Raw genomic sequence first — 12,636 nt, 5'->3', positions numbered from 1 at the left:
TACAGATGATTTAGTCATATTGAAGAAGGTACAGGTGACACATTAAGAATATTAGAGTTATAATTGACTTGAGCCAGTCCGTGTTTAAATATGGACTGGTTTTCAATTTAATTTTAGAAGTGTAAGAGGAGTTTCACTATTTATTTTCCGATTTTTCCGAAAATTTAGTAAAACATTGATTTCGGCGTATTTTACGATAAAAATTCCGGAAAACTTTCCGCAAATTTCGGAAAAAACGGAAAGTGCTATAAAGTCAGCTAAAATTTAGAGGAAATTTTTTCTTTTCTTTTTTTTCTTACTTTTTTTTCTTTTTTTTTCTTGCGGAATTTTCGGAATTTACGAATTTGCAGGAATTATTTTCCGGATTGTATTTAATCCAACAATATTCTTTTCAAAAGCATAATCATTTTAGATTCGAAAATTTATGATCTTTAAATGTGAATTTATGTTTCCCATAAAACTAGGAGAAAATTATGATTTCCTAACAGGGTGGAAATTGAATTAATATCTGCTTAAAGGGATTGCTTCATGACAATACCTTCTTTGCAAAGTATAAAGGGTAAATTATATTAAATATTATGGTTTCAAATTGTTATTTTCACAGAATTTCTACTCCCATCTAAATCCATTTGAATCCGATGTAAATGATGTCCATAATTTTATGGTGGCGCTGCCATTCAAGTCAGATGGTTGAAGAACTCCATTTGAATCTCTTCTGTAAAAGTGAAATGACCATGATGAAAAACTAAATTGGTATTTCGTAGATACTTTTAAAGCAACCTCTTCGGTAAATAATTTTGCCATTCTCTGTTCATGAATGATTTCTGTTTTAATTTCGATTAAATTACCAATATAAGTCGCTGCTGAAATTGCTGTTTCTAAGAAATCAAACCTTCCTTTAAAGTGTTTAATGTAAATTTCATTTCCTAGAAATCCAAATTGCATCTTTTCATTGATTTCAAAAGCGGAGCCAATGTGCAAAGAATTTTGCTCTTCAATTTTTCTTAAATCTGTGCCACCGTGCTTTGAACCATTTCCTAGATCGAACATAATTTGATATGGTAGTGATTCCTTTTTCATTTTTTCTCTGTTCAATCCTTCAAGTTTGTTGATTTCCGGAAAATGGTTGAAGGCAATAGATAAGTCTTCTGCTTCCTTTAATAGGTCGTTTACATCATTGTCCATGGCAAGTTGCTCCACTAACTTAAATTTCAAAAGAGCTAAGGGTTTGATTATTTTCGTGAGAAAACGTGAATGAATTTGATTTATATTTTTATCCATCTATTACTACTTCATACATCAACAATATGCAGGTATTGTTGAATTCCTTGAATTGCGAAAATATTTCTTTTTTTTCGAAAATTACGCAAAACACATATTTAAGCAATTCTATCGAGAAAATTTGGATAAAAATTTTCCGCTTTTCCCGCAAATAAAGTAAAATGCCTTTAAAACAATGAAACTTCGTATAGAAAATCTTGCTTTTTTTCTTTTTTCTTTTTTCTTTTTTTTTTTTTCTTTTTTTTTTTTTCTTTTTTTTGCGAAATTTTCTGAATTTATTTTATTTCCGGAAATTACCTTTCATTTGGCGAATTATTATTGATTAGCAAGTCTTTTACATAAACTATATCCTGTGACTTTATTGACTACATGAATGCCTGATGACACTTGTAAAAGATAGATCTGAATGATATGGTCTTGAAACCAAAGCCTAAATTGAAATTAAAAGCGAAGCCGCCAGAATTATTATAAGTGGCTGAATTTATAGAATGTGAAATTCGCTTTTTTCGGAATAAGAAATTATTATGTATTAATGATCATTTGCTTTTAGTTAATTTATCAATACAGTATTTGATTTATAGAGTAATTTCACAATTGTTGAAAAGTTATAATAAATTTATTTGATGATTCGGATTTTAATAATTTCATTTGATAAGTATTGACCCACTTTACCAGTATCTATTTAAATTAGTTTTCATATTACAAAAATCTGGACCTACACTCGGATTAGTTTGATTGTTTCGCACTATGAGTTTTCATTTCGACCATTGCTATATGCAATTTGGAATGGGAGGAAATTGATTGGTAATAAATAGTTTCTTGCGATTATTGAAATGAAGGCCTGAATTCCAGAAACAGAAATGTATGGATTTTTAATTATGCTTTATATAGTTTACCTAATTGATAAAATTGAACTACGATTGTGTACTTATTGTTCTTTATAAATTAAATTAATCTCCTATGAAAAAACTGTTATTGTTTCTATTTATTATTATTTCGTTTTCGGCAAATTGTCAAGTACAGCAAGCCTATGTTCCTGAACCAAATCCTCATCGCGGAATTTATGTCAATCGATTTTTTCGATAGATCCAATTAGTTGGAATAATGGAGCCCCTTTTAGGGTTGACCCGCAAAGTTCCATGCTTGGTACGGATGTTAATCATGATGGGATATTTGAAAAGGAAGATGCATTTCTAGGGTATTGCCGGGATAACCATATTACTTTGATACTATTGCTGGACTTAAGATATTTAATTGGACGAAATGTTATGATCTGGGATGAAAATCGAGGGAGGGAAATAGATGCTGAAGAACATTTATGTCGCTTTATGAACAAAGCAAGAGAAGAGTTTTGTATTGACCAAATTGCAGCTACGGCTGGATCAGAAAATGGCTTTAATAGAGTTTTTGATTTTCAACAGAATTTTTTGCATCCAACACCTCCAATAATAATTCCGCTTGCTGAAAGGACTTCTTCTTTGTTTGATTCTACTTTATTAATAATTGAAGATTCAAATCTGGTTCAAGGAACACCTGAATATTACAATGCAGAGGAACTCAAATTTTATTATCGTGCAACCCACTTTGGCGATATACAACCTAATGAAAGAAGACTTTGCCATTCATATTTTAATTATTTGAATATAGAGTATGAATTCTGGAGATCAACTCTTGATGGATTCATGCCGGCTGGTACAACCATTGATCCAACTTGTAACGACTATTGTTGCACAGAAGGATTTTCCGAAGACGCTGGTTGTTCTAATCCACCAGGTAGCCCATGTAGCAATGGAACAGCATTCCCTAGGGGAGAAGATGCAAGGTTTTTCCTTCATTTTTGCCGACCTTACGTGCAATGAGAAGTCTAGCTGATAATTATAATACCCTTCATGGATTCGCAGAAACTGATAATGAATATATGAGAACTCAAGCTTATACAGATCCTTATTATCGTATTGGAAATACTTTTATGCAAGATTACGCATCTTTACTCGATGGTTCAGGTGGAATACCTCCAACAGGTACGACCTGTATCGGAGGAAATGCATTTCCAAGATTACTAGATAGAATTTGTCCATATTCATATCATCGCTATCCGTATGCGAATATTGATGCAGGACTAGATGGTGATTGGCAATGGCTATTAGAACATCTTAATGGAGCTCAATTGCCATATGGAACAACTGATAATAATACAGACATCCACACCATTTTTAGTGCTGAAAAAATTTCCAATTATTCTTATGATAATTACTGGGGGCCTTGGTTTGATGAAACGAGTTCTCAAAATATTTTCGAAGCAGAAAAAATTTATTACAGAAAATGGTATTTAGAACGTTATACCTGGATTCCTGTGATGAGTGAACCAAGAGAAAATGCTATTCATCCAGGCGGAATTATTTGGTACACTCAAAGTCAAATGAATGGTGTGCTTGATAATCCAAAAATTTTCATTGCAGATGACCCTGGGTGTACATCAGGTAATGCCGACATAAATTTTCAATACATAGGTCCTTGTGAAGCTGGAATACAAATTGAATTCAGAATATTAAGGTCAGGCCTTAATGTTTGGCCAACTACAGGTTGGAATGTCACTTCAACTTTTACACCTGCACTTGGGGTTTGGAATCCAACAGATGTAACAACACCCAATGCAGCTCCAGATATAACTGCTTTAGCAATTCCCTCATTAATGAATGATTATTCAGATCCCTATACAGTCCAAATGCGTTTAACTTATGCCGGAGGTTGCTCGTATCTGTATGAGGAAGATTTATTTCTAAATTCTGGACCTGCAATTACTGCAATAGGTCAAAGTGAATTTTGTGAAGGAGGTAGCGTAGAACTTCATGCGCCCACAGGAAACTCATACCGCTGGATGAAGGATGGTAACACAATTTCCGGCGCAACAAGTCAAAATTACTTGGCTACAACTAGCGGTCTTTATTCCTGCGAAATAACTGGAGGATCTTGTTCTGGTGTTTCAGGAAATTCTATTCCAGTGACTGTTCATCCAAATCCATACGTTGATATATTAATTGATTGTAGTGTTAGTCCTGCAATACTTTATGTTGGACCGGTATTAAACACGACCCCTTCCTCAATAGGGCCTGGTGGTGTAACTTATCTATGGAATACTGGTTCAACTTTAGATCAAATAACGACAAGTATTGATGGGGGTTATTTTTTAACAGTTACTACTCCGACTGGGTGTACTCGTGAAATCAGACGCAATTATGATTCTGATGGAGATAATCCAGTTTTATCCCTAGGTTTTTATCGTCCACCATCAGCGGACTGTTCATCAGATGGTTCGCAAGAAATTATAATTAATAGCCCAGGAGGTGTTGTACATGCATCATACACAGATGGTATTGGAACTTATTGGTTAAACTGGACTGCTGGTTTACAACATACTATTTCAAATTTAAGTGCAGGTCATTATACTGTCTTTGTCTCAGTACAAGGCACATGTGTTGAATCACTTTCCTTTGATATTGGAATACCTCCAACTTTAACTTTCAATGCTCTACCAACAGATCCGTCGTGCCACAATGGAGTTAATGGAACGATTGAACTAAGTATTTCAGGTGCAATCGGATTATATCGTATTCAAGTTCCAACAATTCTCTTTGACGAATATCACAGTTTACCTTATACGATTCCTGGATTTAGTGCTGGAAATTATTTCATAAGAATTTCTGATGGTTCCTGTAACTGGGGAACTCAGATGGTTTCAGTAGGGAATCCGCTTTCAATGAATTTGACAATGAGTTCATCTGATGCTACCGGATGTTTCAATAGTGAAACTGGTTCAGCAAGTGTTTCAGTTGCAGGTGGTTCATCACCTTATCAGTATTTGTGGAATACAATTCCGGCTCAAACATCCTTGTCAATTGCGAATCTCGGATTTGGAACATATGAAGTAAGGGTCACTGATAACAATGGATGTACTTCAACCGCATCTACTCAAGTAAGTAGTCCGAATGATATAATTCTTGACCCTATTCAACCATCGAATTTAACTTCTGATTGTGGTTGCACCGGATTGGCAACATTTTTTGTTGATGGAGATTTCCCTCCATTTTCTGTTAGCGCTCCTTGGGTATTAAGCGGATCGAATGCCACATTATCAAATGCATGTCCAGGCCAATACACTATAATTGTTACAGACGATAATAATTGCACAACAGAGGATCAGGTCACCATTACAGGTACGGGATCAGCAATCAATCTACAGACCACTCAACAAGATGTAACATGCTTTGGCATGCAAGATGGTGAAGGATCGGTTTCAGTTACAAGTGGCGGAACAGGAACATTTACTTATCTATGGGATGATCCGAATGCAACTACTACAGCTACAATAAGTGGATTAGCTGCAGGCATCTATAATGTAACAGTAACGGATGCGAGTGGATGTGTTGCAACAGGTTCAATTACAATTTCTCAACCTGCATCAGCATTAATTGCATCTTCAACACAAGGGACTTCAATTGCCTGTAATGGTGGATCAACGACAGTAACAGTTTCAGCAACGGGTGGAACAGCTCCGTATTCCGGAACTGGAACTTTCACTGTAGCAGCTGGAACTTATAGCTATACAGTAACAGATGATAATGGTTGTTCTTTAACAACTTCAATTACTGTGAATGAACCAAGTGCATTGGCAGCATCATCATCTGCTACTACAATTCTTTGTAATGGTGGCTCATCAACAGTTACTGTGACTGCTACTGGCGGAACAGCTCCATACACAGGAACTGGTTCGTTTACTGTCACAGCAGGAACGTACACTTACCCTGTTAGTGATGCAAATGGATGTTCTACATCAACAACGATAACGGTTTCAGAACCAACACTACTTGTTGCATCGGCAACAGTAATTCAACTTGGATGTACAGGAGGTTATTCAACTGTTCAAGTTACAGCATCAGGTGGTACTGGATCATATACTGGTGTAGGAAATTTTTCAGTGTTAGCGGGAACATATCCGTATACTGTTTCTGACGGAAACGGTTGTCAAAGCCCCACTTCAGTAACAGTAACTGATGATATAAATTGTTGTTATGTTCCTAGTGGGGAAATTGTAGGTTCACAAGTTACCATTATTCCCTCCGGATATTATTTCGGTATAAAAAGTTTAGATCATGATGTAGAAATTCATTCTAATGTACATTTTGCAAACCTTGATTTAACCATAAGTTCAAGCCGGAAAATTACGGTACAGTCAACAGGAGTTCTAACTATCTCAACAAATAGTTACTTGCATGCATGTGCAAATATGTGGAACGGAATTATTAATAACGGTGGTACAATAATAATTCAAGACTCAAGAATAGAAGATGCCTTAGAAGCAGTTTTAATGAATAAAGGTAATTTGCAATTGGACAATGGTACATTTGACCATAATTTTATTGGAATTCATTTTCTAACAGGAGCATATGACCAGAGCACTACATGGATACGATCTTCAACTTTTGATTGTACTACCGGACAGATTTCTAAACTTCCGCATGTCGGAGAATTGACAAGTTCTCACATTGTAGTTGAAAATGTTTCAGGTCTTGTTATGGGCACCGGGATAGGGCAGGGTTTCTTGAATAATATAAGAAATGCAAAAATTGGATTAAATATTGTTTCAAGTGATATAGAAGTGTATAATAATAATTTTGAAGTTCTACCATATACTTTTAACTATCCAATCAAATGTACAGCAATTTCTGCTTCAGGAACAAGTGGTAATTTTTTGCAATCGATTAGGATCGGATCTCCTGCTGTGCCTAATAATAATTCAATATCAAACTGGAGAATAGGAATATCGGCCAATAAAATTATTGGATTGAATATTGACAATAATAGTATTTCAAGTAATTACGCCGGAATCTATGTTGCGCGATGCAGTAATCTTAAAATTAACAATAACATGATACGACAATTCAGAACGGGTGTTCATTGTTATGATAACAGCGGGAATATTGAAATAAATAATAATTATTTCAACTATCCAATTACTCCTGATGTTATTAAAAACACAGCAATCAGAGTTGAAAATCCAAGCAGTAATTCCATTGACCTTCGTATTGAATCGAACTGGATTTTTAATGCTACAACAGGAATTCTCTGTCGCAACGTTCCAAAAGCAATTGTGGGCAAAAGAAACAGAATATATTTCTTTGCTGATAATTCCACTCTGACAACATTAGGCTTTAATGAAGCCATCTCTTTAGAAAATTGCAATGATAGTTATGTGTTGTTGAATGAAGTCTATCGCTACATCGATCCCGATCCTTCAATGCCGGAAATCATGCGTGGAATTTCAATAGACAAAACGACGAATGCGTATGTTTATGGAAACAACCTTCGTAAGATGGGACAAGGCATTAAATTTGGTGGTCAATGTGAGAACACTGAATTGCATTGCAATGTAATGCTCGATAATTTCAATGGTGTGTTCTTAGATAATTCTTCACAATCTGATCAAGGGTCCCAACTGAATCATGGGATAATTATTGGAATAATCAGGTAGATCCGAGTTGGTACAGGGTGTGGGGTGATAATCCTTTGAATGGTATTAACTGGTATTATGATGCATCGATAGATAACAATTATAATCCTAATCCGCATATTGCAAATTTTATTAACGATATTGATTTAACTCCACATGGTTCTTGTCCAGATCCAACCCTTGTTCAGATCAGCAATAATATAGAAGAAGATTTAAAAGACATTGCCTATGATTTGATACAATATTCTGATTTCAATGGCGAAATGAAATATGAAAACAAGGAGTTTTTCTATGAAAAAATAAAGGAAAATCCTTCATTGCTCAATCGAGGTTTACCGGAGGATCAGGTTTTTCAGCAACTCTATAACTCGCTTCGAACAGGAAATATTGGAGCATTTGATGATGTAAAGGATTTCGTAAAGAATAGTGATTTTGCACAGGCATATTTAAAAAATCTTACCATTGTTCATCAAAATACAATTGAAGAAAATAAAAAAATAGTAAATGAAATTTATTTGCATTGCGAAATGAATGATACCTTACCGGATTCACTTCAGATATCTCTTTTGGAGAACATTGCTTTTCAATATCCATCATCAGGAGGTGAAGCTGTTTACTGGGCTCGTGCAATACTTCATTTGGATATAGAAGATAACATGATATCCTTACGAAAACGTAATCCGATTGTAAAAGGCGAAGAGGGATTCGGAAAATTATATCCAAATCCTGCCAGTGAAACTGTCATTTATGAGTACCCTTTAAAGCAAGAAGAGAAAGGTGTATTTGAAATTTATGATCAATTGAATAAAATGATTTTTGCATCGGAAATACTAACGACCTATCATTCAATAAAGACATCGGGATTTAAGAATGGGGTATATAATTGCCGTTTCATAATTGATGAGAAAATTGTTGATTATCAAAAGCTGGTAATCGTAAAATGATTAACTTTAACAGGTCGCATTTATGCGTCCTGTTTTTTCTATGAAAAAAATTCTGATCATATTATTCTTAACACTGAATTATTTCAGTTTGTACTCCCAAAAGCAAGGCAATATCTGGTGTTTTGGAGATAGTGCCGGAATTGATTTTAATCAGTCACCACCGACGACATTTACATCTAGCGTCAGAAACAGAGGAAGTTGTTGTTCAATTGCAGATACTAGTGGTTCGCTTTTATTTTATGCGAATGCGCAGGCGGGCAGAATTGGAAATACAACACAAGTGTGGTCAAGTAATCACCAATTGATGCAAAACGGTGATTCAATTGTAGGACAGGGATGGTTCTATGAATTAGTGATCGTGCCTAATCCTAGTGGTAATAATACTTTTTACTTGTTTTCAATTGGAGTAACTAATAGTGGCGATTCGGGACTTTACTATTCTTTAGTCGATATGAATTTGAATGGTGGATTAGGAGCAGTAACACAGAAAAATATCCGGCTTCAACCATTTAAAATTGATGATGGTTTAACGGCTATTAAACATGGTAATGGGCGGGACTGGTGGTTGTTTTTCCGGCGAAACATAGCCCCTTCAGATACATTCTATAGTTATTTAATTGACCCGACTGGTATCAATAATTACACTATTCAAAAAGCAGGCTCGTTGCATCCGGGTTTTCGTAAGCAACTCTTTTTTAACAGTAATGGTTCAAAGCTTGTTGCCACTGGTGGAGCTGGTATAATTGAGTTGTTTGATTTTGACCGATGCACAGGAGTAATTTCAAACCCAATAAACATTTCACAAAGTTTTGAAACTCCTTTGATTGGTGGAGCAGCTATATCTCCGAATGATTCTATATTATATGTTTCAACAAATACCAGTTCTCCTGATACGAGCTATCTTTTCCAATATAACCTGGCGGATACCAATATTCGATTGACAAAAGATACAATACATATTTATACTTATCCACCTTCAGTTTACGAAGCGGGCATGTTAAAACTCGGACCAGACAAAAGAATTTATGTAGCCAATATTTATTACAATGGAGTTCAGAATTATTTTCCGTATGCTGATAGTATGTATAATAATATAAACATGAATGTCGGAGTAATTCAATCGCCGGATTCAATTGGTTCAAGTTGTAATTTTCAGCCATACTCTTTTTATCTGGGAGGGAAAAGGAGCTATTCCCAATTTCCAAATAACCCTGATTATGCCTTAGGACCAATTACAAACAGCATATGCGATACAGTTACTTCTATAGATGAAACATTATCACAAAAAACTTCATCTCTCAGTGTTTTTTATCACCATGCATGGCAAACCGCATTTATCAATGCAAACGGATTAAAAGGTTCGCAACTGAAATTAATTGTAATGGATATTTCAGGTCGAATGGTTTATTCTGAAGGAAGCATCGCTACAAATGGTTACTTCTCGCGTGATCTACCGATGAATGATTTTGCATCAGGTCTTTATTTGATTACAATTTTTACTGAGAAAGAAAAATTGACTGGGAAAATTGTGAAACCATAGCAGATTATAAAAAATCAGACAAATTGAATAAATCAATTCCAAATATCTGTCACAAACAATACTCGATTAGCCAAAGGTTTTCATTTGTTAGTCGGCATACTATGTAAAAACAGATCATTCTTCAATTGAAAGCACAAAAGTAATTGAATGGCCATTAAATTTCCTTTTAAGAGAACTGTAAGACAATTTGCAGATGGTACTTTATGCTAATGATGGTAAATCTGCCTACTTGTTACATCTGGATTATGCCAGAATCCTCAACACTTTGTTAGGCCATTATTTATTCTTCAAAAGGATTTGCAGAATTTATTTGATTTTGTCGAGCCAACTGACCTGAATCAACTATGTTTTTCATACAGGATTCACGAACTATTTATCCGATGCTGTATTGAAGTTGAAGCTAATTTAAATGCGATTTTAATGGAGAATGGGTATAATAAGGCAACAGACTTGAATATGGATGATTATAAAAAGGTCAATGTGTCACATCTGTTATCAGAGTATGAAGTTGCATTGCCAATATGGGAAGGTCAATGTGGTACTCGAAAGCCTTTTGCAAATTGGGCAATTGGAAAAGGGTTAGAATGGTATAAATCTTATAATAAAGTCAAGCATCAGCGAAATATTGAATTCGCAAAAGCAAATCTGAGCAATCTTATTGATTCAATTTGTGGACTTGTTGCAGTGTTGTCTGCGCAATTCCTGACTGAAAGTTTTATCCCTGGAAATGATTATTTATTATTAGATGGTGAAGGGAATGGAATGGAGACTGCAATTGGTGATTACTTTAGAGTCCGTTTTCCTGTTTTTCCTGAAGAAATGCGATATTCTTTTAGCTATAATGAAATAAAGGCTCCGGAATTCAAAATTATAAACTTCGACTATAATTCTCTTTAGAAAAAATACCGAAACATTTCTATTCATATTCATAACAGAATCTTAACTTTTAAAGGAACAAGGATTTTTTTTATTTACTATTTTATTAAGAAGTCTTTAAGTCTCTTGATTTGCATTGGAAAGGGGAGTGTGTATTGATAATTTATAGATACACTTTTAGTTATAGACACTAAGAGACTTAAAGGCTATTAAAAATAAATATTGAATTTCCATTAGAACGCTTAATTGTCAATTTCCAATTTTTTGATAGGGCATATTTTTTCAACCAATTTGTAAATTTTCTTTGTTGGAACTCCTTGTTGTCGCCATAATAGATTGATTGAAAATCATTGTATAGTTCAGTCGTCAAGTATTGCTTATTTAATTCAAAATTTTGGTTTACCGACCATTCATTGAAATCATTGTTTGTAGATTGAATTAATTTGTTTTGATCTACATTTTTTAATTCATAAGAGTGTAATCCAATTTGAAAGTATAGGGTCAGTCCAGATATCATTAAATTATAAAACATATTCCATTCTTCCTCTAACCAATCCTCTTTATCAAAAACAAACACCCGTGCTCTTGAATAATGGGCTCCTCTAAACCATTAATAATGAATTTTTGATAGTAGTTAGAAAATTCGATAATGTGTTGTCTACGTTTGTTCGTAGATCCTTCACCTTTTACTATGGAGTTAGTAGTGCATTTTAGGTGAATCCTCTGGTTTTATCGAAAATTGAGGCTGGTTCTTTTTTTCAATGCTCCCTCCGGTAGTAAGGCACGAGTGAAATGAGCTGAAATCAAGTGAAGGTTTTGGATCATCAATTACCATAATTTGAGTTTGGTCGTCAATGTCCTGCCATCGGAATCTATCATCTAAATTCATTTTTTTCCATCAATCGTTACATTTCTAATTTGCTTTAGACCTTGCACAAATAAACCCTTGCCTGTACCTCCTTGAGGATTTTCAAAATCGGTTATCGTCTCATCATAGAAAATTACTGCCTGAGCATTTTTTGGCGACTGATAATTGTGCAACAGGTACCCTATTGTTGAAATTATTGATTTGTACCTTTCTGGATCATGGTTGGTGACATTCTTTAAGAATATATTAAAATGGCATGTTTCAAAGTTGTTGTTTAATATAAAATCACTTTTTATGATATGATTTTCCCAAATACATGTGTCTTTTAATTCGAAATAACTTATTAGTGTTATTCCGGTTTTAGTTACTTGTAATATCGTATTGAGAAATGGAATATAGGAATTGGCTTTATTGTCTCGTAAAATACGTTTACTCTGAGTAGGTAAATGTTCAAGATAATTTGAATTGAAAATCAAGTGTGACTGGCGTAAAAACGTTTCTCTCAACTTTTCCTTTTAACTGTAACATTTTGTCTATTGTATTCAAAATTGATATCGAAAGCTATTTCCTGAACATACCGGAATGCATCATCTTTAATTTTAAATGGTTCTACTTGTGT

6 protein-coding genes and 1 pseudogene are annotated in these 12,636 nt (G+C 34.4%); 5 read left to right on the top strand and 2 right to left on the bottom strand.

All coding sequences use genetic code 11. The features are described 5' to 3' along the window. Positions 1-609: 609 nt before the first annotated feature. Entirely contained in the window at positions 610-1,281 is a 672-nt protein-coding gene (locus tag IPL24_12900) for a hypothetical protein (protein ID MBK8364518.1), read from the bottom strand. A 1,139-nt stretch (positions 1,282-2,420) separates the two neighbouring features. Here IPL24_12900 and IPL24_12895 point away from each other — a divergent pair. The 5 genes and pseudogenes from IPL24_12895 to IPL24_12875 all read left to right on the top strand — a co-directional run bounded on the left by IPL24_12895 (position 2,421) and on the right by IPL24_12875 (position 11,170). Next, the gene (locus IPL24_12895) at positions 2,421-3,140 is read left to right on the top strand and encodes a hypothetical protein (protein MBK8364517.1); all 720 of its coding nucleotides are present in this window, start codon (positions 2,421-2,423) and stop codon (positions 3,138-3,140) included. After that, positions 3,137-7,810 (top strand): hypothetical protein, encoded by a 4,674-nt coding sequence (locus IPL24_12890; protein ID MBK8364516.1) that lies wholly within the window; start codon positions 3,137-3,139, stop codon positions 7,808-7,810. The genes IPL24_12895 and IPL24_12890 overlap by 4 nt, the downstream gene beginning before the upstream one ends. Before the next feature lie 35 nt (positions 7,811-7,845). Next, positions 7,846-8,733, top strand: coding sequence for a T9SS type A sorting domain-containing protein (locus tag IPL24_12885; protein MBK8364515.1), 888 nt, complete (start codon positions 7,846-7,848; stop codon positions 8,731-8,733). Positions 8,734-8,755: 22 nt separating this feature from the next. Continuing rightward, the gene (locus IPL24_12880; GenBank protein ID MBK8364514.1) at positions 8,756-10,273 is read left to right on the top strand and encodes a T9SS type A sorting domain-containing protein; all 1,518 of its coding nucleotides are present in this window, start codon (positions 8,756-8,758) and stop codon (positions 10,271-10,273) included. Positions 10,274-10,420: 147 nt separating this feature from the next. Beyond that, a pseudogene (locus IPL24_12875) lies at positions 10,421-11,170 on the top strand (hypothetical protein). An 864-nt stretch (positions 11,171-12,034) separates the two neighbouring features. Here IPL24_12875 and IPL24_12870 read toward each other — a convergent pair. Continuing rightward, positions 12,035-12,523 carry a hypothetical protein gene (locus IPL24_12870; GenBank protein ID MBK8364513.1) on the bottom strand — a complete coding sequence of 163 codons (489 nt, stop codon included), beginning with the start codon at positions 12,521-12,523 and terminating at the stop codon, positions 12,035-12,037. Positions 12,524-12,636: the final 113 nt, after the last annotated feature.

This window comes from Bacteroidota bacterium (genome assembly GCA_016711505.1).
GTDB lineage: Bacteria > Bacteroidota > Bacteroidia > AKYH767-A > 2013-40CM-41-45 > JADKIH01.
This window is presented reverse-complemented; position numbering and strand designations above follow the sequence as displayed.